Source organism: Streptomyces sp. HNM0645, from assembly GCF_030056615.1.
GTDB lineage: Bacteria > Actinomycetota > Actinomycetes > Streptomycetales > Streptomycetaceae > Streptomyces > Streptomyces marianii.
Map to the genome: position 1 here is coordinate 48,234 of NZ_JASHLT010000027.1, position 24,750 is coordinate 72,983.

22 protein-coding genes are annotated in these 24,750 nt (G+C 73.0%); 6 read left to right on the forward strand and 16 right to left on the reverse strand.

The genetic code is table 11. The features are described 5' to 3' along the window. Window positions 1-47: 47 nt before the first annotated feature. Window positions 48-560: a CGNR zinc finger domain-containing protein gene (locus tag QMZ92_RS20175; protein ID WP_283298772.1), complete on the forward strand. Its 513-nt coding sequence runs from the start codon at window positions 48-50 to the stop codon at window positions 558-560. Between the two features lie 133 nt (window positions 561-693). On the opposite strand, the gene QMZ92_RS20180 is transcribed toward QMZ92_RS20175, so the two are convergent. Genes QMZ92_RS20180 through QMZ92_RS20190 form a run of 3 tightly spaced genes read right to left on the reverse strand, consistent with a single transcriptional unit; the run spans window position 694 to window position 3,575 of the window. Further along, a complete protein-coding gene (locus QMZ92_RS20180; protein WP_283298773.1) occupies window positions 694-1,890 on the reverse strand; it encodes a dipeptidase in 1,197 nt (398 codons plus the stop codon). A 9-nt stretch (window positions 1,891-1,899) separates the two neighbouring features. Next, the gene (purE, locus tag QMZ92_RS20185; protein ID WP_283298774.1) at window positions 1,900-2,439 is read right to left on the reverse strand and encodes a 5-(carboxyamino)imidazole ribonucleotide mutase; all 540 of its coding nucleotides are present in this window, start codon (window positions 2,437-2,439) and stop codon (window positions 1,900-1,902) included. Further along, on the reverse strand, window positions 2,436-3,575 hold the full coding sequence (locus QMZ92_RS20190; protein WP_283298775.1) for a 5-(carboxyamino)imidazole ribonucleotide synthase: 1,140 nt from the start codon (window positions 3,573-3,575) through the stop codon (window positions 2,436-2,438). Before QMZ92_RS20190 ends, purE begins: the two co-directional genes overlap by 4 nt. A 164-nt stretch (window positions 3,576-3,739) precedes the next feature. On the opposite strand from QMZ92_RS20190, the gene QMZ92_RS20195 reads away from it, so the two are divergent. Next, complete coding sequence (locus QMZ92_RS20195; RefSeq protein ID WP_138054865.1) at window positions 3,740-4,249, forward strand: GtrA family protein; 510 nt, start codon at window positions 3,740-3,742, stop codon at window positions 4,247-4,249. 140 nt (window positions 4,250-4,389) lie between these two features. Here the strand turns inward: QMZ92_RS20195 and QMZ92_RS20200 are convergent, their stop codons facing one another. Next, window positions 4,390-5,658 carry a sensor histidine kinase gene (locus tag QMZ92_RS20200; RefSeq protein WP_283298776.1) on the reverse strand — a complete coding sequence of 423 codons (1,269 nt, stop codon included), beginning with the start codon at window positions 5,656-5,658 and terminating at the stop codon, window positions 4,390-4,392. 222 nt (window positions 5,659-5,880) lie between these two features. Then, window positions 5,881-6,558 carry a response regulator transcription factor gene (locus QMZ92_RS20205; protein ID WP_283298777.1) on the reverse strand — a complete coding sequence of 226 codons (678 nt, stop codon included), beginning with the start codon at window positions 6,556-6,558 and terminating at the stop codon, window positions 5,881-5,883. Between the two features lie 467 nt (window positions 6,559-7,025). Between QMZ92_RS20205 and QMZ92_RS20210 the strand changes: the two genes are divergently transcribed. Beyond that, window positions 7,026-8,528: a peptide MFS transporter gene (locus QMZ92_RS20210; RefSeq protein WP_283298778.1), complete on the forward strand. Its 1,503-nt coding sequence runs from the start codon at window positions 7,026-7,028 to the stop codon at window positions 8,526-8,528. Window positions 8,529-8,779: 251 nt separating this feature from the next. Here the strand turns inward: QMZ92_RS20210 and QMZ92_RS20215 are convergent, their stop codons facing one another. The 6 genes from QMZ92_RS20215 to QMZ92_RS20240 form a co-directional block, all read right to left on the reverse strand. Next, complete coding sequence (locus QMZ92_RS20215) at window positions 8,780-10,126, reverse strand: hypothetical protein (protein ID WP_283298806.1); 1,347 nt, start codon at window positions 10,124-10,126, stop codon at window positions 8,780-8,782. Between the two features lie 14 nt (window positions 10,127-10,140). Beyond that, the gene (locus QMZ92_RS20220; RefSeq protein WP_283298807.1) at window positions 10,141-11,193 is read right to left on the reverse strand and encodes a hypothetical protein; all 1,053 of its coding nucleotides are present in this window, start codon (window positions 11,191-11,193) and stop codon (window positions 10,141-10,143) included. A gap of 95 nt (window positions 11,194-11,288) precedes the next feature. Continuing rightward, window positions 11,289-12,161 (reverse strand): COG1470 family protein, encoded by an 873-nt coding sequence (locus QMZ92_RS20225; RefSeq protein ID WP_283298779.1) that lies wholly within the window; start codon window positions 12,159-12,161, stop codon window positions 11,289-11,291. After that, complete coding sequence (locus QMZ92_RS20230) at window positions 12,125-12,817, reverse strand: peptidase (protein ID WP_283298780.1); 693 nt, start codon at window positions 12,815-12,817, stop codon at window positions 12,125-12,127. Before QMZ92_RS20230 ends, QMZ92_RS20225 begins: the two co-directional genes overlap by 37 nt. A 155-nt stretch (window positions 12,818-12,972) precedes the next feature. Beyond that, window positions 12,973-13,473, reverse strand: a complete 501-nt coding sequence (locus tag QMZ92_RS20235) for an ATP-binding protein (RefSeq protein ID WP_283298781.1) — start codon at window positions 13,471-13,473, stop codon at window positions 12,973-12,975. Between the two features lie 159 nt (window positions 13,474-13,632). Then, window positions 13,633-14,001 carry an STAS domain-containing protein gene (locus tag QMZ92_RS20240; RefSeq protein WP_283298782.1) on the reverse strand — a complete coding sequence of 123 codons (369 nt, stop codon included), beginning with the start codon at window positions 13,999-14,001 and terminating at the stop codon, window positions 13,633-13,635. Window positions 14,002-14,227: 226 nt separating this feature from the next. Between QMZ92_RS20240 and QMZ92_RS20245 the strand changes: the two genes are divergently transcribed. The 3 genes from QMZ92_RS20245 (at window position 14,228) to QMZ92_RS20255 (ending at window position 18,712) form a co-directional block, all read left to right on the forward strand. Then, window positions 14,228-15,208 (forward strand): RNA polymerase sigma factor SigF, encoded by a 981-nt coding sequence (locus tag QMZ92_RS20245; RefSeq protein WP_283298783.1) that lies wholly within the window; start codon window positions 14,228-14,230, stop codon window positions 15,206-15,208. Between the two features lie 125 nt (window positions 15,209-15,333). Beyond that, window positions 15,334-16,536, forward strand: a complete 1,203-nt coding sequence (locus QMZ92_RS20250) for a DegT/DnrJ/EryC1/StrS family aminotransferase (RefSeq protein ID WP_283298784.1) — start codon at window positions 15,334-15,336, stop codon at window positions 16,534-16,536. Further along, window positions 16,529-18,712, forward strand: coding sequence for a lipopolysaccharide biosynthesis protein (locus QMZ92_RS20255; protein WP_283298785.1), 2,184 nt, complete (start codon window positions 16,529-16,531; stop codon window positions 18,710-18,712). Before QMZ92_RS20250 ends, QMZ92_RS20255 begins: the two co-directional genes overlap by 8 nt. Here the strand turns inward: QMZ92_RS20255 and QMZ92_RS20260 are convergent. From QMZ92_RS20260 to QMZ92_RS20280, 5 genes are all read right to left on the reverse strand, one after another. After that, window positions 18,687-19,796, reverse strand: coding sequence for a glycosyl hydrolase (locus QMZ92_RS20260; RefSeq protein WP_283298786.1), 1,110 nt, complete (start codon window positions 19,794-19,796; stop codon window positions 18,687-18,689). The genes QMZ92_RS20255 and QMZ92_RS20260 overlap by 26 nt on opposite strands. Beyond that, window positions 19,793-20,251 carry a hypothetical protein gene (locus tag QMZ92_RS20265; RefSeq protein WP_283298787.1) on the reverse strand — a complete coding sequence of 153 codons (459 nt, stop codon included), beginning with the start codon at window positions 20,249-20,251 and terminating at the stop codon, window positions 19,793-19,795. The genes QMZ92_RS20260 and QMZ92_RS20265 overlap by 4 nt, the downstream gene beginning before the upstream one ends. A 6-nt stretch (window positions 20,252-20,257) precedes the next feature. Continuing rightward, window positions 20,258-22,159: a hypothetical protein gene (locus QMZ92_RS20270; RefSeq protein WP_283298788.1), complete on the reverse strand. Its 1,902-nt coding sequence runs from the start codon at window positions 22,157-22,159 to the stop codon at window positions 20,258-20,260. A gap of 107 nt (window positions 22,160-22,266) precedes the next feature. Then, window positions 22,267-23,025, reverse strand: a complete 759-nt coding sequence (locus QMZ92_RS20275) for a polysaccharide deacetylase family protein (protein WP_283298789.1) — start codon at window positions 23,023-23,025, stop codon at window positions 22,267-22,269. A gap of 209 nt (window positions 23,026-23,234) precedes the next feature. After that, window positions 23,235-24,599 (reverse strand): glycosyltransferase family 2 protein, encoded by a 1,365-nt coding sequence (locus tag QMZ92_RS20280; protein WP_283298808.1) that lies wholly within the window; start codon window positions 24,597-24,599, stop codon window positions 23,235-23,237. Between the last annotated feature and the right edge of the window lie 151 nt (window positions 24,600-24,750).

Consider the following 24,750-nt stretch of genomic DNA (forward strand, 5'->3'; position numbering starts at 1 on the left):
GGTAACCGGTAACCACATAGTCCCGTGGTGGAGGTAACGTCGCAACCATGTACGACAGGGCACCGGCACCCGGAGGGCTCGCGCTGGTCGAGTCCCTGGTCAACACGCTGAGCGTCGACACGGGCGCCGACAGGCTGGACAGCGCGGACGGGCGCGCGGCGTTCGGTCTCACCGCGGCGGAGGTGCCGGCCGCGAGGGAGCTGCGCGAGGCGCTGCGGGCGGCGTGCCTGGCGCACGCCGGCCACTCCCCACCCGGCCGCAGTACCGCCGACCTGGACCGGATGCTGACCGGTGCGCCGCTGCGCGTCTCCGTGGACGGCGCGGGCGCCGTCACCCTCCGCCCCACGGCCGACCCGGCCTCCCTGCTGTCCCGCGTCGCGACGGCGATCGCTGAGGCGGCGGCCGACGGGAGCTGGCTCCGTCTGAAGGCGTGCGAGGCGGAGGACTGTCTCTGGGCTTACTACGACCGCAGCCCGGCGGGCCGCAGCCGCTGGTGCTCCATGGCGGTCTGCGGCAGCCGCGCGAAGATGCGCGCGTACCGCGCACGGCGGGGCGGGTAGGGGCGCGGTAAGGCCGAACACCGTGCGCGTGACGCGGAGCCGCGGGCGGCGGGTCCCCCGGCCCCGGTGCGGCCCGCAGCAGTGGGGCCGGGAGCCGTGCGCAGGGCGCGAGCGGTGGCGCCGCGTCCCCGGGCTACGGCGTGGGCGCGCTCGTCGTCGACCGGAGCGTCGCGTTCGAGGGGGCGCGGCGGGACTGGAGGTCGCGGGCGACGGATTCCGCGTCGCGGAGGGCGCGGACCGCGTTCCGCCAGGTGAGCTTGGCCAGGTCCGGGTGGGACCAGCCGCGGCGCAGGAGTTCCGCGATCAGGTTGGGGTAGCCCGCGACGTCCTCCAGACCGGCCGGGGTGAACGCGGTGCCGTCGTAGTCGCCACCGATGCCGATGTGGTCGATTCCGGCCACCTCACGCATATGGTCCAGATGGTCCGCGACCGTGGCCGCCGTCGCCATCGGACGCGGGTGCGCGGCCTCGTACGCCCGCTGGACCTTCATGCCCGCCTCGGTCGTGTCGAGGGGGTGGAGCCCGTGCTCCCGCATGTTCTCGTCCGCCGCGCGCGTCCAGGCGACCGCCTCCTGCAGGACGAACTTCGGGACGAACGTGGCCATCGCCACGCCGCCGTTCGCCGGGAGCCGCTCCAGCACGTCGTCGGGGATGTTCCGCGGATGGTCGCATACCGCCCGGGCGGAGGAGTGGGAGAAGACCACCGGGGCGACGGAGGTGTCGAGCGCGTTCCGCATCGTCGTCGGCGCGACGTGCGAGAGGTCGACGAGCATGCCCGTGCGGTTCATCTCCCGCACGACCTCGTGGCCGAACGCCGACAGTCCGCCGAAGCGCGGCTCGTCGGTCGCCGAGTCAGCCCAGTCGTTGTTGTCGTTGTGCGTCAGCGTCATGTAGCGGACGCCCAGCGTGTGCAGCGCCCGCAGCGTGGCGAGCGAGTTGTTGATGGAGTGGCCGCCCTCCGCCCCCATGAGGGAGGCGATCCGGCCCTCCTTGCGCGCCGCCTCCATGTCGTCGGCGGTCAGGGCGCGCGCCAGGTCCGCCGGGTAGCGGGCCAGCAGCCGGTCCACCACGTCGATCTGCTCCAGCGTGGCGCTGACCGCCTCGTCACCGGCCATGTCGCTGCGCACGTACACCGACCAGAACTGCGCTCCGACCCCGCCGGCCCTCAGCCGCGGGATGTCGGTGTGCAGGCAGCCCGTCTGGTCGGTCGCGATGTCGCGGCGGTCCAGGTCGTAGCGGACCTGTTCGCGCAGGGCCCACGGAAGATCGTTGTGGCCGTCGACGACGGGAAAGGATGTGAGCAGCGAACGGGCTTCGGCGAGAAAATCCACGGTCGCAGCCTACTTGCCGAAGCCGAACGCCGCGGATCCCTCCACCTTCGTGCGCAGCCGCCGGCCCTTCTCCGTCGCCTGGTCGTTCAGCTCCTGCTGGAAGTCGCGCATCCGGGCGAGCAGGTCGGCGTCCTGGGTGGCGAGGATCCGGGCCGCGAGCAGGCCCGCGTTCCGCGCTCCGGCCACCGACACCGTCGCGACCGGCACACCGGCGGGCATCTGCACGATCGAGAGCAGCGAGTCCATGCCGTCGAGGTACTTCAGCGGCACGGGCACGCCGATCACGGGCAGGGGGGTGACGGAGGCGAGCATCCCGGGCAGATGGGCGGCTCCACCCGCGCCCGCGATGATCGCCTTCAGCCCGCGGTCGGCCGCCTCCTCGCCGTACGCGATCATCTCGCGCGGCATGCGGTGCGCGGAGACGACGTCCACCTCGTACGGGATCTCGAACTCGTCCAGGGCCTGTGCGGCGTTCTCCATGACGGGCCAGTCGGAGTCCGAGCCCATCACGATGCCGACGAGGGGGGCCGAATCGGGAGCGGTGGTCATTCGGTGATCGTTCCTCTGAGGTAGTCGGCCGCGTGACGGGCGCGCGCGAGCACGTCGCCCAGGTCGTCGCCGTAGGTGTTGACGTGTCCGACCTTGCGCCCGGGCTTCACGTCCTTGCCGTACATGTGGATCTTCAGCTGCGGGTCCCGGGCCATGCAGTGCAGATAGCCCTGGTACATGTCCGGGTAGTCGCCGCCGAGGACGTTCGCCATGACCGTCCACGTCGCCCGGGGGCGTGGGTCGCCGAGCGGCAGGTCGAGCACGGCCCGCACGTGGTTGGCGAACTGCGACGTGATGGCGCCGTCCTGGGTCCAGTGCCCGGAGTTGTGCGGGCGCATCGCCAGCTCGTTGACGAGGACGCGGCCGTCCGCGGTCTCGAAGAGCTCGACCGCCAGATGGCCGACGACGCCGAGCTCGTGGGCGATGCGCAGCGCGAGCTGCTGGGCCTGCCCGGCCAGTTCCTCGTCCAGGTCCGGCGCGGGGGAGATCACCGTGTCGCAGACGCCGTCGACCTGCCGCGACTCCACGACCGGGTACGCGACCGCCTGGCCGTGCGGGGAGCGGACGACGTTCGCGGCGAGTTCGCGGCGGTAGTCGACCTTCTCCTCGGCGAGGACGGGCACGCCGGCGCGGAACGGCGGCTCGGCGTCCTCCTCGCTCCGGACGATCCACACGCCCTTGCCGTCGTAGCCGCCGCGCACCGTCTTGAGGATTACGGGGAAGCCCCCGGCCTCCGCCGCGAAGGCGGCCGCGTCCGCCGGGTCGGCGACGATGCGGTGGCGCGGGCTGGGCGCGCCGATCGCATCGAGCCGTGCGCGCATCACGCCCTTGTCCTGGGCGTGCACGAGCGCGTCCGGGCCCGGGCGGACGGGGATGCCCTCCGCCTCCAGGGCCCGCAGGTGCTCGGTGGGCACGTGCTCGTGGTCGAAGGTGATCACGTCGCAGCCGCGCGCGAAGGCGCGGAGCGTGTCCAGGTCCCGGTAGTCGCCGACGACGACCTCACCGGCCACCTGGGCCGCCGAGTCCTGGGGGGTGTCACTGAGGAGCTTGAACCTGATGCCGAGGGGGATGCCTGCCTCGTGTGTCATACGGGCGAGCTGTCCGCCGCCGACCATGCCGACTACGGGGAACGTCACCCTCTCAGGGTATCCGGAGCTCCGTACGGTCCTGCCCACCCCACCGCTTCGTACGATCCCACGAAGACGTGCGCTCCTTCATGGCCGTCCATCGGGCGCGCGGCGGAGGTGCTGGTTAGAGTGGTCTGATTGACGTAGTCGACCGGACGGGACCAGCGAACACCATGAGCGAACGGGGCGCACTGCGTGTGCGACTGAACCGGCTCGCGCGCGAGGTCGCCAAGTTCGGCGCGGTCGGCGCCCTGGGCCTCCTGGTCAACATGGCGGTCTTCAACCTGCTGCGGCAGACCACCGAGATCCCGGTGGTGCGCGCAAGCCTCCTCGCCACGGTCATCGCGATCCTGTTCAACTACGTGGGCTTCCGCTACTTCACGTACCGGGACCGGGACAGGAGCGGCCGCACCAAGGAACTCACCCTGTTCCTGCTGTTCAGCGCGGCCGGCCTGGTGATCGAGAACGGTGTGCTGTACGTCGCGACCTACGGGTTCGGCTGGGACAGCCCGCTGCAGAGCAACTTCTTCAAGTTCTTCGGCATCGCGGTCGCGACGCTGTTCCGCTTCTGGTCGTACCGCACCTGGGTCTTCCGCGCCCTGCCGGCGCGGGAGGCCGTGCAGACCGCGGAGTCGTTCCTGGAGCAGCGGCGCACGGAGGCGCCCGACCGCGTCGGCAGCTGAACCGGCCCGCCGCTCGTCGCACCCGTCCCCGGCGTCCCGTGCCGGTGCGTCCCGTGCCGGTGCGTCCCGTGCCGGTGCGTCCCGTGCCGGTGCGTCGTACCGCCTCAGCGCACCGTGTGCTCCGGCTCCTCNGTACCGCCTCAGCGCACCGTGTGCTCCGGCTCCTCCTTGCGCGGCCGCGCCTCCCGGCTCAGGAACAGGGCGAACACCGCGGGCTGCTGCTGCAGCAGCTCCAGCCGTCCGCCGTCCGCCTCCGCGAGGTCCCGGGCCACGGCGAGACCGATACCCGTCGAGTTCCGCCCGCTGATGGTGCGCTCGAAGATCCGCGCCCCCAGGTCGGCCGGTACGCCCGGGCCCTCGTCCGTCACCTCGATGACGGCCTGGTTGCCGGTGACACGGGTGCGCAGGGCCACCGTGCCGCCCCCGTGCATCAGCGAGTTCTCGATCAGCGCGGCCAGGACCTGGGCGACCGCGCCCGGTGTGCCGACGGCCCGCATCCCCTGCTTGCCCGAGCAGACGATGGCGCGTCCCGCGCTGCGGTACGCCGGGCGCCACTCCTCGATCTGCTGCTTGACGACCTCGTCGAGGTCGAAGGCGACCGCGGACCCGGTCCGCGGGTCCCGGGCGTTGGTGAGCAGCCGCTCCACCACGTCGGTGAGCCGTTCCACCTGGGTGAGCGCGACGTTCGCCTCCTCCTTGACGATGTCCGGGTCGTCGGTGGCGGAGATCTCCTCCAGCCTCATGGAGAGGGCGGTCAGAGGTGTACGGAGCTGGTGGGACGCGTCCGCGGCGAGCCGGCGCTCGGCGGTCAGCATCCGGGCGATCCGCTCGGCGCTGGCGTCCAGGACGTCGGCGACGCGGTCGAGTTCGGGGACGCCGTACCTCTTGTGACGCGGCCGCGGGTCGCCGGAGCCCAGCCGCTCCGCGGTCTCGGCGAGATCGGTCAGCGGCGAGGCGAGCCGGTTGGCCTGCCGCAGGGCGAGCAGTACGGCGGCGACGACGGCGAGCAGCGCCACCGCACCGATGATCATCAGGGAACGGCCGACCTCGCGGGTCACGGTGGCCCGGGACTCCTCGACGGTGACCCGCTCACCCTGGTCTCCGGTTGCGGTGCCGCGGATCACGCTGCCGGAAGGCCGCTGCCCCACCTCGATCGGCGGGCCGCCGGGGATCTCGATCCTGGCGAACCGGTCCGGCCCGATCTGGTCGGCCAACACCCCGTCATCGACCCGCTCGTGCTCCAGGACCTTGGCCTCGATGACGCTGACCAGCCGCAGCGCCTCGGAGTCGACGCTCTCCTGCGCACTGTTGCTGATCGTCCGCGTCTCGACGATGACGAGCGACACACCGAAGACGGCGATCACCACGAGCACCACGGCCAGGGTGGAGTTGATCAGTCGGCGGCGCACGGTGCCCTCCGGGCGGGTCTTGCGGTCGTGGCGGGGGCCGGACCCCCGCGCTCCTTGCCGGCCCGGGACGGTGCGGCCCCAGGCCCTGTGTCCCGAACCGCCGCGTCCCGGGGCCGGCCGGTCCCGGGCGGTCACGCCCGGGGAATCCGGTCCGGGCGGCCGGTCCGGGGAGGCGGGTTCCCGGGACACCGGGCCCCGGGACGGCCGGCCGGTCCCCGGCGGTCAGTTCTTCTCGAAGCGGAAGCCGACGCCTCGGACCGTCGCGATGTACCTCGGGTTCGCCGCGTCGTCCCCCAGCTTCTTGCGCAGCCAGGAGATGTGCATGTCGAGCGTCTTCGTGGAGGACCACCACGTGGTGTCCCAGACCTCGCGCATCAACTGGTCGCGGGTGACCACCCGGCCGGCGTCCCGCACCAGCACGCGCAGCAGGTCGAACTCCTTGGCGGTGAGCTGCAGCTCCTCCTCGCCCATCCACGCCCGGTGGGACTCGACGTCGATCCGCACGCCGTGCGTCGCGGGCGCCGCCGCGGGCTCCGTGGCGCCGCGCCGGAGCAAGGCCCGCACCCGGGCCAGCAGTTCGGCGAGCCGGAAGGGCTTGGTCACGTAGTCGTCGGCGCCGGCGTCCAGGCCGACCACCGTGTCCACCTCGTCGGCGCGGGCGGTCAGCACCAGGATCGGCACGCTGTGGCCGTCGGCGCGCAGCCGCCTCGCCACTTCGAGCCCGTCCATCCCGGGCAGCCCGAGATCCAGCACGACCAGGTCGACACCGCCCTGGAGCCCGGCCTCGAGCGCGGTCGGGCCGTCCTCACGGACCTCGACCTCGTACCCCTCCCGGCGCAGCGCGCGCGCCAGCGGCTCGGAGATGGATGCGTCGTCCTCGGCGAGCAGTACACGGGTCATGGGGTGATGGTAGTCCGCGGCGGTCACGCTCCGGGGGGTCCTGGGCAGGCCCTCGATGTCGGCGATGCGATCCCGGTTCGCGCCTTCGAATGCGGGCAGGCGGTTCCGCGAAACACCTGTGATCCTTCTCTCAAGTGGTCTAAACATGTTGCTGTCATGCCTTATGGTGTCAAAGCGCCTACAGCACCACCTGGGGACCTTTGGCTTCTTTCATTGTCAAAGGTCTCTTTTCTGTGCGGAGTCGGGCGGGATCCCGCCCCCTCCGCGACCGTGAATGACCTGGGCCGGTCCCCGCACGCGGCGACGCGCGCGGGGCGTGGATCCCGGTGAGGACTGTCCCTCGCCCCCCGCCAGGGGCGGGCCCCTCGGGCGTGGGGGCGGGACCGCTCCCCTGCCGGTGCCGGCCGCCCCCCACCGGGCGCGGAAACCGCTCACGACGCGGCGCGTCCCGAGCAGCAAGGATCGACATGGCGTCCAGCCTGACGAAGGACTCGTCCAGCACCCCTGGCGAGAAGACCTTCCTCGGCCACCCACGCGGTATGGCCACGCTCTTCATGACGGAGATGTGGGAGCGCTTTTCCTGGTACGGAATGCGCGGCATCCTCGTCCTCTATCTGGTCGCGGGAGTCCTCGACGGGCCGCTCCAGGGCAGGGAGGCGCTGGCCGCCTCCATCTACGGCGTCTACAACGCCGTGGTCTACATGGCCGCCATGCCAGGCGGCTGGATCGCCGACCGCCTGTGGGGCGCGCGCAAGGCCGTCCTCGTCGGCGGCATCGTCATCGCCCTGGGTCACTACACCCTGGCCATCCCGTCGGACACCGCCTTCTTCGCCGGTCTGGTGCTCATCGCCGCCGGCACGGGTCTGCTGAAGCCGAACATCTCGGCCATGGTCGGCGGGCTCTACGAGGGCCAGTCCAGCGCCCGCCGGGACGCCGGTTTCACGCTCTTCTACATGGCGATCAACATCGGTGCCATGGCCGCCCCGCTGGTCGTCGGCTACCTCGGCGAGAACGTCAACTGGCACCTCGGATTCTCCGTCGCCGGTATCGGCATGACGCTGGCGGTCGTCCAGTACGTCCTCGGCAGCCGCCACCTCGGCGACGTCGGCAAGGAGCCCGGCACTCCGGCGACGCCGGAGGAGAAGCGGACCGCGCTGCGCAAGGTCCTGCTGTGGGGCGGCCTCGCCGTCGCCGCCCTCGCCGTCGACGTGCTGCTCGGCACGTACGACATCGAGCACGTCGTCAACGTCCTGGCGGTCCTCGGCGTCGTCGTGCCGGTCGTCTACTTCGTCGCGATCTACCGGAACCCGGCGCTGACCGCGACCGACAAGCCCAAGATCCAGGCGTTCGCCTGGTTCTTCGCCACGGCCGTGCTGTTCTGGATGATCTACGACCAGTCGGGCTCGCTGCTGACCCTGTTCGCGGACAACAAGACCGACCGCGTGATCGGCGGCTGGGAGTTCCCCGCGTCCTGGTACCAGTCGGTGAACCCGGCCATGGTCATCGTGCTGGCCCCGCTCTTCGCCGCCCTCTGGGTCAGGCTCGCCAAGCGCAACCGCGAGCCCAGCACCCCGATGAAGTTCGCCCTGGCGATGCTGCTCATCGGCGGTTCCTTCGCCATCATGGGCCTGGCGGGCGCCGCGGCCGCGAACAGCGGGACCGGCAAGGTCACCGTCTTCTGGCTGCTGAGCGTCTACCTCGTCCAGACCCTCGGCGAGATGTGCCTGTCCCCGGTGGGCCTGTCGCTCTCCACGAAGCTGGCCCCCAAGCAGTTCGTCGGCCAGATCATGGGTCTGTGGTTCCTGGCCACCGCGACGGGCAACGCCCTCAACGGCTGGACCACCAAGCTCAACGAGCCGCTGGGCGACTCCGCGTACTACTCGATGTGGGCGGTCGTCGCGATCGTCGCGGGCCTGACGTTCATGATGGCGGGCAGGAAGATCCGCGCCCTCATGGGCGACGTCCGCTGACGTCACGCGGGACCCGCCGGCGTCGTCCGCCGGCGCAGGCGCTCACCGCGGAACGGGGTCGGCCCGGCACGCACACCGCGTGCCGGGCCGACCCCGTTCGCATGTCGCCGACCCCGAGCTCGGGATGCGTTCCCGGACTCGGGACGCCGTGCTCGTGGTCGGGGGAAGCGTCCTCGTCGTCGTGACCTCGTCGCTGCCGCCGTCGCGGGGCCTGGTGGGAAGCACTCGCCCGCCCGCCGCACCTGTCCGGCTCACCGAGCCCCGCGCAGCCTCCCCCACGGCGTGAACGTGAAGACCGCACCGCCGGTCAGGATGACCGTGCCGGCCACGAGGGCGAGGGCGCGCAGAGCTCCACCGTCCCCGGCGCCGGTGTCGGCGAGACCGCCGCCCGAGGCGTCACCACCGCCTGCCGAGCCGGAGGCTGCACCGCCGGAGCCGCCGCTCGCACCGCCCGGCTGGGCGGAGGTGTCGAGCTCCAGGGAGACCGCGACGTCGGCGGGCGGGGTGCAGGTCGTCGTCGTGCCCAGCGCCTCGACCGTGAGGACGCCCGGGCTGAGCGTCGACTTGCCGCTGGCGCCCGGCTTGTAGGTGCCGGTCAGATCAGGGATCTCGATCGGGTCGCCCGCCTTGATGGGCTCCTTGTTCATGGGGCCCTCGACGTGCACGGAGCCCTTGTCGGCACCGCCCAGACGAACCTCCATCGACGGTTTCACGGAGTCGGCCGGGATGTCGGCGGGGCTGTCCATCACCGACGTGGAGAACTTCACGGTGAGGTCGAAGTCGCCGCCGTTCTTCTTGGCGTCGATCCTGACCGGGGAGACGGCCTCCTTGTCGCCGATGGGTGTCTTGCAGGAGTACGCGACCCGCACCTCCTTGCCCTCGAAGTCGGTCTGGCCGCCGCCACCGCCCGTGGACCCGCCGGAGTCACCGCCACCGCCCGTGGACCCGCCGGAGTCGCCGCCACCGCCCGTGGACCCGCCGGAGTCTCCGCTCGACGAACCACCCGTCGACGGACCGCCGCTGGACGAACCACCGGTGTCGCCGCCCGTCGTACCGCCCGAACCGCCCCCGCCTTCCGTCACCTTGACGGTCGCCCCCGGCTGGACGGCCTCCTTCGGGGCGCACTTGGTGTCGGTCGAGATCGGCTTGGAGACGTTGATGGTGTACGCGCCGGGTGTCAGCGTGATCTCGCCGGGTGCGGTCAGCTTCAGCTTGGCCTTCATGTCGGGCAGCACCATGGGGCTGTTCTTCGGGATCGGCGGGTTCTGCCGGGGCCCCTCCATCGCCAGGTCGGCGGTCTGCGCCCCGGCCACCTCGAGGGTGCCCGTCGGCTTGACGGTGTCCTTCTGCAGATCCAGCACGCCGGGGTTCTTGGACGCGGCCTCGACCGTCTTCCAGACCACCTCGATCTCGTCCCCGACCTCGGCCTCCGCCGGTGCGGTGATCTGCACCTCGGTGGTGCCCTGCACGGGCGGCAGTCCGGATATGGGCGGCGGGATGCACTCCGTCGCGTACGAGACGTCGGCGGCCTGGGCGGGGGAGGCAGCCAGCAGGATCCCCGCGCCGCCGAGCATCAGCGCGACCCCTGCCGCGCTCATCCTCCGTTGCGTGCTCACGTGTGTCCCTTCGTCGTGGGTCGGTTTTCTGACGGTGCGGAGTCCGGGGTGAACCACGGCAGGGCCGCGGGGGTGGTGACGGGGCGGCCGTCCTCCGCCGAGGAGGCCGGCCCGTCCCTGGGCGGGGTGGGGCGGGGCGGAGTGCGGTGCCTGCCGGAGTGCCGCGGCCGTACGCGGTCCACGACGGCCATCCCGATCCGGAACAGCGCCGCCGGGACGACGACGGCCAGCAGCACCCAGAAGAGCGTCACGCCCCAGGGCCTGCCCACGCCCCAGGGCTGTTCGACGAGCACCTTCGAGCCGTACTTCACGGAGACCTGGTAGTCGCCGTGCGCCCCCGCCGGTAGCTGGACGGGCAGTTTGATCTGCGCCTTCCCGCCCGGCTTCACGGTGCCGCGCCACTGGCGCTCCTCCCACTGGGGGGCGAAGACGCCGTGAGCCGTACCGACCCGGAAGACGGGGTCCACGACCGGGGCGGTGCCGAGATTGCCGACGGTGAAGACGAGTTCACGGCCCGGCGGGGCGCCGAACCAGACGAGCAGCCCGCTCGACCCCCGCAGTTCGGCGGTCGCGAGCACGGCGAGCCTGCCGCCGTCCGTCTGCCGCGGCAACGGGGCCGTGGGATGCCCGGCGACCGTGAACGGCGCGTCCACGGAGGCCCGTTCGCCGGTGACCGTGGCGACGTGGACCACACAGGGACACGGCTCCGGCGGCTCGGCGACCGGCATCTTCCTGCTGAAGGCGCCCTTGGCGTCGGTGGTCACGGCCCGGCCGTCGGCGTTGGCGCAGGAGTTGGTGCCGCCGATCACCCCTCTGCCGGGAGCGGACTGCCCGCAGATCAGCAGCATCAGCAACGCCCGGGGCCGCCAGCCGGATCCGCTGACGGTGATGTCACGGCCTCCGCCCGCCTGTTCGGCGGAGAGACGGACGGCGGGCTTCGTGTCCGCGGCGGCGTACGGGGCCGGACCGGCGACGGCAGCGGCAGCGGCAGCGGCAGCGGCGAGGACGACGGCCGCAACGAGGAGCACGGCCGGCAGCCGGACGGCGATCCCGCGGCCGGCGGCGACATACCGCGACGCACGGGGCGCCCGGCACGGACGTCGCAGACGGCGGGGGCGGAGGGACGGGGTGTGTGAGGTGCCGTTCACGGTTGGGCTCCTGCCTGTGCCAGGGGCCGGTCGGGCCGGTCGTGGGTGCGTCCGCGGCCGCGCCACAGCGCGACACCGCCCGCCGCCGCACCGAGCGCCAGCGCCGTTCCCGTCGCCGCGGCCCACGGCACGTACCGGGTGGAGGCAGTCGCCTCGGCGGACACGGCGCCCGGGGCGGTGACGCGGAGCGTGACGTCGACGGAGTCGAGGGCGGGCGGATCGGGCCAGGGTTCGGTCAGTTCCAGGCTCCGGCCGGGGCCGAGCTCGACCGGCAGCGTCCGTGCGGGGCGTCTCAGCAGTTCGCCGGTGAGCCCGTCGGCGCGTACGGCGAGCCTGGGTGCGACCACGGTGTTGCCCCGGTTGACGAGGGTGTAGCGGATCACGCTGCCGTCGACTCGGACGTCCTCCACCGTGAGCGCCGCCAGCTCGGACCCCGTTACGCGCACATGGACGCGTACGACCGCCTCACGGCCGCCGGACGACACCACGACCCGCGCGGACCGGTCACCGGGGGAGGCGGAGGCCGGGACCGTGACGGCGAACGGCACATCGGCCCGGGTGCGGGCGGGGACGGTGACACGGTTCTCGGCGAACACCGGCCCGGCCGTCCCCTCGGCCCGCAGCCGTACCGTCAGCGGTTCCGCCCCGGGGTTGGTCACGGAGACCCCGTCCTCCATGACCGTGCCGGGCGGGCCCTCCAGATAGACGTACGGTCTGCCGCCCGTCGCGGGCTCGGCCGTCCAGTCCTGCCCGGCCGCCGCGGGCGCGGCCGCCCAGAGCACGGACAGCAGGGCGACGGCCGCGGCGGCGATTCGGGCGCGGGCCGGCACGGTCAGCCTGCGGACCGCGGACCGCGGCGGGTCAGCCACAGCACCCCGACGGCTCCGGTCAGGAGCACCGTGCCGCCGAGCGTGCCGAGCGCGGGCGCGGAATCGAGGGGACCGGTCCTCGGCAGTTCACCGGCCCCAGAGCCGGAGCCGGAGCCGGAGCCGGAGCCGGACTGCGCACCGCCGCCGCCCGCGCCCGTGACGTCCAGTTCGAGCGACGGCTTCGGGTTGTTCCCCGGAGTGCACGTGGTCGTCGTGCCGAGTGCCTTGATCGTGAGCACCCCGGCGGTGAAGGTGACCCTGCCGCTCTTCCCGGGGGTGTACGTCCCGCTCAAGTCGTTGATCCTGATGGGGGTGTTGGCGGGGATCGCCTCGGCGTTCGGCGGCCCCGAGACCGGGACCTCGCCCTTCTCCGCGCCACCGAGCTCGATGACCGCGCTCGGGTTCATCGCCCCCTTGCCGAGCTCCACCGGGCTGGACGAGACACCCTTCTGGAAGGACATCGTGAGCTTGTAACCACTGCCGCTCCTGACGGCCTTGATGTCGATCGGCGACACCGCCCCCTTGGGCCCGATGGGCGTCTGGCACCGGTAGTCGACGTCCACGACGGCTGCATGGGCGGTGGGCGCGGCCGTCAGCACCACCGAGCCCGCCACGGCCGCCGCCAGCGTGAGAGCTGTCCGCTTCTGGTACGACACCTCGAGTTCCCCTCATGCCGGAAGTCGCCGCAGATAACTGACGGCACATCAGATCGGCGCTCAAGGTACGCCCGGGCCCTTGTGGAGGGAAGACAAAGAGCACGGCGGATCGCCGTGCTCCACAACAGCTTCGAATCCCGGGACCCGGGTCCCGGCTAGGAGGGCGCCGCGAGCTCCGCCCACACCGTCTTGCCGGTCATCCCCGGCGTCCTGACGACCCCCCAGTCCAGACACAGCCGCTGGACGATGAACATGCCGTGACCGCCCGGGCGGCCGGCCCGGTGCGGGGTCCGCGGCGCGGGCTGGCCGGCGCCGAGGTCGGTGACCTCCAGCCGGAGCACCTTGGCGTCGCTGGAGACGCGCAACCGGTCGGGACCCTCCGCGTGCAGACAGGCGTTGGTGACCAGCTCCGAGACGACGAGGAGGACGTCCTCGGCGGCGGCGCGGCGGTCGGCGTTGGCGGCGGGCAGCCAGCCCCAGTCGTACAGGGCCTGCCGGGTGAAGTCGCGAGCGAGCGGGACGATGCCGCTGACGTTCCCGAGCGCCAGGGTGCGCACCCGGCCGTCGGGCAGGACGGTGCCGGGTCCACCGCCGGCGGGGGCGCCGTCCGGCTCGGGGCCGAGGTCGCCCGGCGGATGCTGCCGGGTGGTGCTCATCAGCGCTTCACCTCACCGATTCACCAGTTCGCGTGTGGGTCGATACGGAGCGTGCGGGGCTCCGCACACTTTTGCGAGGGGTCCCGGAGGGATCCTTGCGGGGGTCTTCTGCCCGGCCGGACCCGGACAACACCCCCCGGTCCGGTCATGCGGCGCGAGTCACTCCGCCAGGGCCGCTTCGACCGAGTCGTGGACGGAGAAGACCGCCTCCGCACCGGTGATCTCGAAGACCCGGGCCACGACGGGAAGCATCCCGGCCAGATGGACCCCTCCCCCGGCGGCCTCGGCCCTGAGACGGGCACCGAGGAGCACGTTCAACCCCGTGGAGTCACAGAACTCGAGGCGTGAGCAGTCGACCACCAGGCGTGCACGACCCTGGTCGAGCGCGTCCTCGAGTGGCGCACGCAACAGTTCGGCCGTGTGGTGATCGAGCTCACCCGCCGGAGCCACCACTTCGCTCGGGCCTTCGGTCCTTACCTCGACCCGAAGGCGGCCTCGATTCGCACTACCGACCGTCCCGCGGTCCATGCCCGTCCTCTTCGCCGATGACGTTGACGTCCGCAGAACACTACGCCTTTCGTACGCCGATCGGTAGCCGAACTCCCCCATAAATCGGACATACATGACTTTCGACACTTGCAACGTCCGGCAAGGACCGGGTAGGGCTAGAGAGACACCACCGACACGGCCGGCTTTGGAGGCGCCGCACACCGCAGCACCACGTATGGGCATCGGCAGCCATATGCCGAGAACGATGGAGGAGACCATGTCACCCCGGCTCGACGAAACGCGTACCCCGTACGCGCCGTCGACACACAAGCACGATCACCTCGAGTCCACCGAGCACGCCGGGCGCCATGCGCTCGACGCGTACGACGAGCACCCCCCGCACGAGCAGTACGGGCAGCACGGGCACACCGAGCAGTCCGAGGACCTCGACCTCCCGGCACTCCCGCCGTTCAGCGAGGTCGGTCCCGTGGACGCGCGCGCTCTGTCGAAGACGCTCTTCGCCCGGCTCGAAACCCTCGAGGAGGGCACGCACGAGTACTCCTACGTGCGCAACACCCTCGTCGAACTCAACCTCGCGCTGGTCAAGTTCGCCGCCTCCCGGTTCCGCTCCCGCAGCGAGCCGATGGAGGACATCATCCAGGTGGGCACGATCGGCCTGATCAAGGCGATCGACCGCTTCGAGCTCAGCCGGGGCGTGGAGTTCCCCACGTTCGCGATGCCGACCATCATCGGCGAGATCAAGCGCTTCTTCCGCGACACCTCCTGGTCCGTGCGCGTCCCGCGCCGGCTGCAGGAGCTGCGGCTGGACCTCGCGAAGGCCGGCGACGAACTCGCCCAGCAGCTCGACCGCGCTCCCACGCTCGGCGAGCTCGCCGAGCGCCTCGGCATCACGCGGGACGAGGTCGTCGAGGGCATGGCCGCGAGCAACGCCTACACCGCGAGCTCCCTGGACGCGCAGCCCGACGAGGACGAGACCGAGGGGACGCTGGCGGACCGCATCGGCTACGAGGACCACGGCCTCGAGGGGATCGAGTACATCGAGTCCCTGAAGCCGCTCATCGCCTCACTGCCGCCGCGCGACCGCAAGATCCTTTCCCTCCGCTTCGTCGCGGGCATGACCCAGTCCGAGATCGGTGACGAGCTCGGCATCTCGCAGATGCACGTGTCGCGCCTGCTGTCCCGCACGCTGAACAGGCTCAGAAAGGGCCTCACGGTCGAGGAGTGACTCCCCGCCCGCAGAGCCCCGCCCGAAGGGTCCATTCCGTCAAGGGATGGGCCCTTCCGCCTTATTGACGGTGGGGTCCGGTATGGGCCACATTGAGCCCGGGGCTCAGGGGGGGAGGTGGGGCCGTGGGGGAGGCGCTGGAAGCGCGGATGCGCGACCGCCTCGGCAGGGAGTGCCTGTACGTGCCGTCGTGCCGGCTCGGGCTGTACGTGGCGCTCCGCCACTGGTGCAGGCCCGGCGGACGGGTACTGATGTCGCCCGTCAACGACGACGTCATCCTCTTCGTGGTGCTGGCGGCGGGTCTGCGTCCGGTCCAGGCGCCGCTGGACCCGAGGAACGGCACCATCGACGGGTCCGCCGTCCCCGAGGCCACCTGGCGGAGCCTGGACGCGGTCGTCACCACCAACCTCTACGGCAACCCCGACCCTGCGTCCGCGCTGCGCGCCCGCTGCGACGCGCTGGGCGTCCCGCTGCTGGAGGACGCGGCGCATGCGATCGGGTCGGTGGCCGGCGACCGGCCGGTCGGCTCCTACGGCGACGCGTCGGTGTTCAGCCTCTCCAAGCACACCGCCGCCAAGACCGGGGGCTTCCTCACGTTCGCCGACCCGGCCCTGCGGGACACCCTCCGGGAGGCCCGCGACGCCCTCCTCACGCCCTCCCGGCTCTCCGCCGAGCTCGTCCACGCGTTACGGCCGTACGCGGAGGCGGGCGTGCGGGGGCTGCGCCTCGTCCGCGCGGCGCGGGCCGTGATGCGGCTCCTCGGCATGGAGGAGCGCGAGGCGATACGGATGCCGCTGCGGCCGGGCGAGCTGAAGCAGGCGGTCGCGCGGGCGCCCGCGCTCCCGCCGTTCCACTCCTGGGTGCGGGTCGACATGCACGACTACCGGATCAGCCCCGGACGCGCCCGGCTCCGCCGCACCGCGCGGCTGCTCGACCGCCTCGACGACCGTCTCGCGGCCCATCTCGAGGGCACCCGGCGGCTGCTGGCAAGCCCGTGGGGGGCGCCCGGACCCGGCCCGGTGCAACCGCTCTTCCGCGTCCCGCTCCTGGTCGCCGACCGGGACGCGGCCATCGCCGCGCTGGCCCGGCGCCGCATCACCACCGGCTACCTGTACGACCCGCCGCTCGACGACTACGCCTCCGAGCTCTTCACCGATCCGTCGCCCGACCCGGAACCGGCCCGCTGGTTCGCCCGCCACGCCCTCCCGGCCGATCCGCTCGGGGCGGAGCGGATCATCGCCGTACTGGACGCGGCGGGGGTGCGGCCGGCGGGCGCCCCGCCGGTCCCGGGCTCCGGCGGCGGCCCCGCGGGCGGGACAGGTGGCTGAGACGACCCGGGTGCGGCGGCCCGGCACCGCCACCGGCGGTGCGCCTGCCGAAGGGGCGGCCGGCGGGTCCGCCGGCGGCGACTCCATGTTCCGCAACGCCTATGCGCTGATGCTCTCCACCGGGGTCTCCGCCGCGCTCGGGCTGGGCTTCTGGCTGGTGGCCGCCCGGTACTACACCGAGGAGGCCGTGGGGCAGGGATCGGCCGCCATCGCCGCGATGCGGCTGCTCGCCTCGGTCACCGCGACGACGATGATCGGCGCGGTGGTGCGGTACGTCCCGAGGGCCGGACGGGCCACCGGCTCGCTGGTGTGGCGGGCGTACGCGGTCAGCTCGGCCGTCGTGTGCGTCGCCTGTGCGGCGTTCCTGGTCACCCTCGACCTGTGGGGCCCTTCGTACGCACCGCTGCACGGCCCCGTCGCCGGAGCGGTCTTCACCGCGGCCTGTGTCGCCTGGGCGCTGCTCACCCTGCAGGACGGGGTGCTGACCGGGCTGCGCAAGGCGGTCTGGGTGCCGGTCGGCAACGCCGTGTTCTCCATCGGAAAACTGCTGCTGCTCATCGTCTTCGCGGGCGCCGTACCCGTCCTCGGGGTCTTCGTGTCGTGGGCGGCGGCCATCGCCCTGTCCGTACTCCCCCTCGGCTGGCTGGTGTTCCGGCGGCTGATACCCCGTCAGTCCGCCGCCGACCGCGACCGCGAACCGCCGCGGATGCGGGACGTCGGCCGCTTCCTCGCCGGGGACTCCGTCGGCGCCCTGTTCTCCCTGGCGATGATCAACCTGCTGCCGGTGATGGTCGCCGTCCGCTTCGACGCCGCCCACAACGGCTTCTTCTACATCGCCTACACCGTCGGCGGCACGATGGAGTTCATGGCCATCAACATGGCCTCGTCGCTCACGGCACACGCCTCGCACAGCCCCGGCGGCCTCGCCGAGGGGGTGCGCGGTGCGCTGCGCCGGATGGCGGTACTGCTCGTCCCGGTCGTCGCCGTCCTCGTCGTGTTCGCCCCGCTGATCCTCGCCCCGTTCGGCACCGACTACGCCGAGCACGGCACGACCGTGCTGCGGCTGCTGGCCGCCGCCGCGCTGCCCCGCGTCGTCGTGGAGCTGTACATCGGCGTCCTGCGCGTCCAGGGCCGTACGGGCGTGCTCGCGGGGCTCCAGGGCGCGATGTGCGCGATGGTGCTGGGCAGTGCGGCGGTGCTGACGGGCCCGGCCGGGATCTCCGGCGCGGGCCTGGCGATGCTGCTGTCCATGTCGCTGATGGCGCTGGTCTCCGCGCCGGGCGTCCGGGCGGCGCTCGCCGGCCGCGAGCCCCGTCCGCCGCGCGGGAAACGGCCGTTCGCGCCGCGCCGCCGCCCCGCCGCCGACGGCGACTACGGCACGACCTGGGCGCGCCGGGCGGCCGAACGGCGGGCCTCCGCGGCGGCCGGGAAGGACCCGGACCGAACCCGGGAGACCGTGTATCTACGGGGTGTGCACGAGGCGGCGACCCCGGCGTTCGGGATATCCGTGTACCCGCCGCCGGAACCTCCGGCGTCCGCGGGGCGCGAGGAGTCCGGCACGGCCGCCTGGCTGTGGCTGCTGCTGGGCGTGGCCGCCGGACTGTTCTGGTTCCCGCTGGCCGGGGCGCGGGACGTCCCGCCCGGACCGCTGTCGGGCCGGGAACTGCTGCACGCCCTGCCGCCGCTGACGGTGACGGCCGGGGTGCTGCTGGTGGTCGTGTACAGCGGGGCCGTGGCACTGGGCCGGATTCGGCCGGTCCTGCTCACGGCCGCCCTGCTCACCACCGCCGCCGCGCTGCACACCGCCCCCGCGCTGCTGGGCGTACGGCCCGCTCCCGCCACGGGCCCCGGGCACGAGGCCCTGGCGGACGTACTGCCGGCCCGGGCCGTCGGCGGGGCGGACGTGCTCACCGTCCTGCCGCCCGTGCTCCAGCTGCTGTGCCTGGGGCTGGCCGCCACCGCCCTGTGGGCCCTGGGCGTGCCCGGGCGGATCACGGCGGCCACGGTGTGGGTCCTGGCGGTGACGGGCTGGACCGCCCAGGACGCCTTCGCCGCCACGGCGCTGCCGGTGTCGGCCGGATTCCTCGCGGTGGCGGTCGCGGCGCTCGCCCACCGCCGGGCGGACCGCGGTGCCGCCCGGCGGAAGGCCGTCAGCGGCTCGGGACCGGCTGTCTGAACCAGCCGTCCCGGCCGGCGAGCCGGTAGCCCTCCAGGCCCGGTCCGCCGTTGACCGTCAGATCGCAGCCCTCACCCGGCACCGCACGGTTCCAGTGGACCATCGCCTTCACCCTGGGCATCGTCCTGGCGACCTGCGGGACGGCGGCGTACCAGGCGCGCTGCCGGTCGGGATCGGCCGGATCGGGGACGGTCGCGAACTCGGCGAGCATCAGGGGCTTCTCGTCGGAGATGTTCGCGACCAGCCAGTCATGGCTGGGGCGCTGGCTTCGTTCGAAGTCCTTCCAGTCCGTGGTCTTGTGGCAGGTGTAGTAGTTGTACTGGTCCATCGCGAGCCAGTCGACGTACTCGTCCCCGGGGTAGAGCCGCTTCATCAGATCGGCGCTGCCGAGGTAGCCGGAGACCGTCCACACCCACACCACGTTGCGCGCGCCGAGCTTCTCGAAGCGGTCCCGCAGGTGCCGGTAGGCGGCGACGTACTCCTCCGGAGTCCCGGCGCCCTCCTTGATCCGGGCGTCGACCTCCTGGTCGAAGGAGAGGAAGACCCGCTTCCCGTACGCCTTGATGCGGCGGATCTGCGGGTCGACGATCTCGGTGTCGTACCGTCCCGACGCGATGTTCCTCCAGCCGAGCTGGGTCTCGGTCCAGCCGGCGTGGTGCGGTTCCTTCCACACCGTGGACTCCCAGGCGAGCATGAGCAGCCGGTCGCGGCCCAGTTCCTGCTCGTCGGGGGTGAGCAGCCGGCCGTCGAGCTCGTTCCCCGACATGTCGTGGTACGTGTACACGAGGTCGAGCCGCCGCCCGATCTTCTTCTCGAAGGCGTACACCGGTGCGGTGAGCGAGCCGTTCTCGTCGTAGGGGATGTACGCGCCCCACCAGGCGCCGCAGCGCGGAGCGAGTACGGCGTCGGGGGCGCAGGGCCCGCCCGGGGGCTCGCCGGACACGGCGTTCTCCGGTAAGTCCTCGTCCGCGGTGCCGTCGTCGGAGGTGGCCCAGATCCCGATCCCGGCGAGGAAGGCGGCGACGGTGGCGAGGACGACCGCCGCCCCCGCGCGCCCGCGCGGTCCCGAATACCGTCCGCTCATCGGCCACCGCCGTCGCGTTGAGCACGTCCGGCGGCGGGGTCGTGCTCACCGGCGGGTCCGGGAGCGGCCCCCGGGGCAGGCACCCGCGCGCGTCCGGCTGCGCCGCGCGTGGCCGCGGGGAGGGGGAGCCCCGGCAGTGCGGCGGCGACCGTCGCGAGGGCCGCGAGGGGCAGCAGGAACGCGATCACCGTGAATCCCCCCACCAGGAACAGCGAGGTGGCGGTGAGCACGCCGATCGAGAGGCTGACCGGCGCGGCCAGCGCGAACGCCTCCAGCCTGGCGCCGGGTCGCAGGCCATCCGGCTGCGGGTGCAGCAGCGCGAGGCCGGGGCCGAAGCAGACGAACAGGAGCACCGGTATCCACCTCGCCGGCGAGCCCCCGGGCAGCAGGGTCGCCGCGAGCGCCACCCAGCCGGACAGCGCGACGGCGGCTCTGAGCGGGATCTCTTTCGGCATCGGGACTCACCTCGCTGGTGATCGGTATTCGAGTACGACGCCGTAGGGGTGTTCCTCGACGACGGTGAAGAGCGGGGACGCGGTCAGCTCGCCGCGCAGCGTCGCGAAGCCGCCGGGAGGCAGCAGTCCCTCGCCCGCGGTGTAGATGTCCTGGGTGCGGGTGAGGACGACGTACGCCCGCGTCCCGGGAGGGATGCCGTCGGCCAGATGACGGGCCGGGTCGGCGAGCATCCGCTCGTTCGCGGGGAGCTCCTGCTCGGCGAAGAACCAGTGCTCCAGCCGGTCGTAACGGTGCAGCGCCATCGGGAAGGACCCGGTGGCGGCGAGGACGAGGCTCCCTTCGGGTGCCCGGTCGATGGCCCTGGTGACCAGTGCCGTCTCGGCGGGCGGGGTGTAGTTCATCCTCTCCTTGCCGTAGTACGACGGCAGGAATCCGGCGGCGAGCGCCACCAGCGACACGGGCAGCGCGACGTGGGCCACGCGCCGGTGGACGGTTCTGGCGCGCGCCGAGGCGTCCCGGGACGCGCCGGCGGCCGGAACGAGGGCCGCGGCGGCGAAGAACGCGGCGCCGGGCAGCCCGAACAGATAGACGCGGAACAGCATTTCGCCGCCGTAGTCGTTGACGGCGAACAGCGGGAGCGGCGCCGCCGACACCAGCAGCAGCGGCAGGGCGCTCCGGGTCAGCCTGCGGCGCGTGAACACGGCGGCCGCCGCGAGCACGGCGACCGCGAGCACCATCAGGACGTTGGCCCGGCCGGCGAGCTCGGGTCCCGGTCCGGTGAGCTGTCCGGCGTACCCCGCACGGGAGTTGCGGGTCAGTTCGCCCAGGGACTCGCGCAGCGTGCCGAGCGTCTCGGTGAACAGCGGCCGCCCCATCGTCAGGTCCCAGGCCAGCATCAGGGCTCCGGCGACGGCGAGGAGCCCGTAGTTGCGGTAGCGGCGGGTGAAGAGCAGGACGAACAGCGAGACGCACAGCATCACCGGGGTGAGCTGGTGCGAGGCGTTGATCGCGACGATCAGGGGCGCGAGGACCAGCACGCAGACGGCGCGCTGCCGCCGGCCGGTCGGCGGCGGCACGGCGGCCGCGGCCGGGTCGAGCAAGGAACGGTCGCGCAGCCTCCCGGCCGACCCCGGCAGCACGAAGTGGCGCAGCACCACGGCCAGTACGGTCAGATGCAGGAGGTACGCGAAGCCCTGCGGGGCGAGGTAGTCCTGGCCGACCCAGTTGGCGAGCTGGAAGATCCAGACTCCGGTCCACACCAGCCGCCAGTCCTCGGCAAAGGTCCGGAACAGCAGGACCAGCACGGGCAGGAGCAGCAGCCCCAGCACCACCGGGGCCCAGTTGAGGTACGCGGCGGCGCTCTCGACGCCGAAGGCGCGCACCAGGGCGGCGTTGAGGCCGAAGAAGCCGGGCCACTGGTCGTAGGCCGACATGTTCCCGGACAGCGCGGCGTGGGGCCGCAGTTCACCGTTGGCGAGGAGGGTGTTGACGACGGCGTCGTGCTTGGAGGCCCACGGGTACCGCACCGAGTCGTACAGGACCGCGGGCGGGGCCTTGAGCGCGAACAGCATCGCCACGCAGTACGCGGCCGGCCACCAGGGCGCGGTGCCCGCGCGCCGCAGCGCGAGCAGGAAACCGCCGGTGAGCACCAGCAGCGCGGCGAAGAACACGGCCGGCAGCCGGTCGAGGAGCCCGTACTCCCCCATCGTGCGGAAGCCGATGCGCGGCAGCGCGTACGACCACAGGCCGAGGCCGAGGAGCAGCGGGAGCCAGGCGAGGTCGGGGAGGGGCGGCCGGCTCCGCGGCGGGGCGCCCGGCCCGCCGGACGGCCGGTGCTCCTCGGTCCGCTCCACGGGCGGCAGCGCGCTGCTCCCGGTGACCGGTGTGGGCACGCGTTGCTGCTGCACCGTGCGACTCCCCCCACGGATGTGGGCGCGGCCGTCACGCCGCTGCCCCTTCAGCGAAGTATAGGAACCTGGTTCGGATTTGGGTGGCTCTCGACCATCTTCACCCATCAGCCCGCGAACTCCGGGCCCCTCACGGCCGCCCGCGCCCGTCGGTAGAGACGCCAGCCCACGGTGGGCAGCGAGTCCGGGTACGGGGCGGCCCGCGCGCCCGTGCCGTCCATCCACGCCTCGACGTCGGCGACGGTGTGGCCACGGCGCAGGATGAGCCGGGCGATCCGGTACGCCTCGTCGGTCTCCGAGCTGAGCGCGTGGCGTACGGCGACGGCGGACTCGTACCCTGCCGCCCGGACGGCCCGGCGCACGGCCCTGCTGTTGTAGCCGTGCGGATAGGCGAGATGGCGCACCTCATGGCCGAGCGCGTCCTCCAGGACGGCCTTGGAGTGGCGCAGTTCGTACCGAAGCCGCCCGGCCCCGAGCGTGTCGAGCTGCGCATGGGTGACGGTGTGGCCGCCGACCTCCATGCCGTGCTGCTCCAGCAGCGGAGCCTGGGCGAGCGTCATCATCGGGGCGGGCGGCAGCAGACTGCGGAGCCCGGGGGTGATGGCGCCGGTGGTGAGATAGGCGGTCGCGGGCAGTCCGCGGTCGGCGAGGGCCTCGGCGGTGGGTCCGGGCAGATCGGCGAAGCCGTCGTCGAAGGTGAGGACGACGGGCCGGGGCGGCAGGGGCGCGCCGCGTCCGGCGAGGTGGTCCGAGAGGGCGCTGATCATGATCGGCGTGCGACCGCTGGCGACCACGGCGTCGAGCTGGGCGGCGAACTCCGCGGGAGTGACGGTGAACTCGGCGATCCAGTCGGGCGGATCGTCCATGACCGCGTGGTAGAGCAGGACGGGAATGCGGGCTGCTCGGCCCTCATGGCGTGCTCCGGCCGCCCGGGGCTCTGGACGCTGTCGGGGATCTCGGGACTGTCGGGGATCTCGGGTTGCACGAGGTCGTTGGGGTCCTCGAGGCTCTTTGGATCCTTGGGGCACGCGATGTCCATACGGCATGCGGGGCTCCCGCGGTGTACGTGACGAGGTCATCTCTCCTCCCAGGGGAGCGGCAGGCCGCGGACCCGGCGGCGGGCCCTGACGTATCCGAGGGGCCCGGCGAGCATTCCGCGCCGCTCCAGCCGGGAGAGGCTGCGCGGCCATGGGTGGCCGCCGGCCCCGTGCTCCCCGGGCACGCCGACGGCGCCGTCGCGGTGCGCGGTCGTCGTCCGGGCGTGGGCGAGGCCGCGGGGCAGCCGGGCGAGCAGCGCCGGAAGCAGGCCGGGCCGGCGGGCGACGAGCGCGGTGAGGTAGGCGGTGAGGCCGGCGCCGTATCCGAACGCCTGGTTCCGCAGGTCGCGCCCGGTCTCCCGGTGGTGGTGCCAGACCAGTGCGTCGGGCGTGTACCGCAGCCGGTGGCCGTCGGCGAGGATCCGCACGAACGCGTAGAGGTCGTCGCCACCGCGGGCCGCGGTGCCGGTGCCGGTCGCGGGGTCGAAGCCGCCGGCCGCCCTGAGCACCCGGGCGCGGAAGGCCATGTTGGCACCGGAGCCGAAACGGCCCGCGGTGAAGGGGAACAGCGGCTCGTCGGCGGGCGGCCGCGCCGGATCGTACGTGCGGGGAGCGAAACCCTTGGCGAAGCCGCCGTGGCTCTCCAGCAGGATCTGGGCGGGTGTGCCGAGGCGCGCGGGGAGGATCAGCCCCGTGACACAGCCGATCCGGGGGTCCTCGGCGAACGGCGCCGTGAGCGCGGTCAGCCAGTGCGGATCGGCGACGACGTCGTCGTCGGTGAAGGCGAGCACGGTGCCGTCGGCGGCGGCGACACCGCGGTTGTGGGCGATGGCGAGACCCGGCACGGGCTCGTGCACGTAGCGCACCCGCTCGCCGTACTTGCGCTCGATCAGCTCCCGGGTGGCGCCGGTCAGCGGCGCGTTGTCGACGACGACGACCTCGAAGTCCGGATGGTCCTGGGCGAGCAGCGAGTCCAGGGCGCGGGCGAGCCGGCCGGGGCGCTCGCGGGTGGCGACGACGACGCTGGTCCGGGGCAGAGCGGCCCGGTGCGCGGTCCCTTCCGGAGCGGTGGGAACCGGGGGCGTGGCAGGGTGCGGACCGGCACGACGGCGGGTGGCGGCCTCGCGCGCCGGGCGGCCCGCGGCGCCCGGCGCCAGCCGGTCACGGGCCACCGCGGCCAGGACCTCCGCCGGGTCGGCCCCGTCCGGCACGGTCGCGGTGAGAGTGCCGACGGGACGGCCCCGGCGCCGTACCAGCACGAACACCTCCCCCGGCCCCACGGGGGCCCCGCCCGGCCCGGGACGCAGGGCGAGCACACCGTGGGCGGGGGCGCCGCGGGCCGCGCGCGGTTCCGCGGACGACGGCGGATCGAGGGTGTCGAGGTCCAGCTCGGCGACCTGCATGGCGCGGGGTCGCGGCGGGACGGGCGGGACGTTCGGCATGGCGGTCTCCCGAGTGGTGTCGTCGGCGCGCTGCCCTTGTACGGCCGGTGCGGTCCGGTCAACCGGAATGCGCCGGTGCGCGGTCGGTGCCGTTCCGTTGTGGTCCGCTGCC

Coding starts and splice junctions, on each gene's coding strand:
- QMZ92_RS20195 (WP_138054865.1), top strand. CDS start 3,740: ATGAGCGAACGGGGCGCACTGCGTGTGCGACTGAACCGGCTCGCGCGC.
- QMZ92_RS20260 (WP_283298786.1), bottom strand. CDS start 19,796: ATGAGCGGACGGTATTCGGGACCGCGCGGGCGCGCGGGGGCGGCGGTC.
- QMZ92_RS20245 (WP_283298783.1), top strand. CDS start 14,228: ATGGAGGAGACCATGTCACCCCGGCTCGACGAAACGCGTACCCCGTAC.
- QMZ92_RS20210 (WP_283298778.1), top strand. CDS start 7,026: ATGGCGTCCAGCCTGACGAAGGACTCGTCCAGCACCCCTGGCGAGAAG.
- QMZ92_RS20205 (WP_283298777.1), bottom strand. CDS start 6,558: ATGACCCGTGTACTGCTCGCCGAGGACGACGCATCCATCTCCGAGCCG.
- QMZ92_RS20215 (WP_283298806.1), bottom strand. CDS start 10,126: ATGAGCGCGGCAGGGGTCGCGCTGATGCTCGGCGGCGCGGGGATCCTG.
- QMZ92_RS20275 (WP_283298789.1), bottom strand. CDS start 23,025: ATGGACGATCCGCCCGACTGGATCGCCGAGTTCACCGTCACTCCCGCG.
- purE (WP_283298774.1), bottom strand. CDS start 2,439: ATGACCACCGCTCCCGATTCGGCCCCCCTCGTCGGCATCGTGATGGGC.
- QMZ92_RS20175 (WP_283298772.1), top strand. CDS start 48: ATGTACGACAGGGCACCGGCACCCGGAGGGCTCGCGCTGGTCGAGTCC.
- QMZ92_RS20240 (WP_283298782.1), bottom strand. CDS start 14,001: ATGGACCGCGGGACGGTCGGTAGTGCGAATCGAGGCCGCCTTCGGGTC.
- QMZ92_RS20235 (WP_283298781.1), bottom strand. CDS start 13,473: ATGAGCACCACCCGGCAGCATCCGCCGGGCGACCTCGGCCCCGAGCCG.
- QMZ92_RS20265 (WP_283298787.1), bottom strand. CDS start 20,251: ATGCCGAAAGAGATCCCGCTCAGAGCCGCCGTCGCGCTGTCCGGCTGG.
- QMZ92_RS20280 (WP_283298808.1), bottom strand. CDS start 24,599: ATGCAGGTCGCCGAGCTGGACCTCGACACCCTCGATCCGCCGTCGTCC.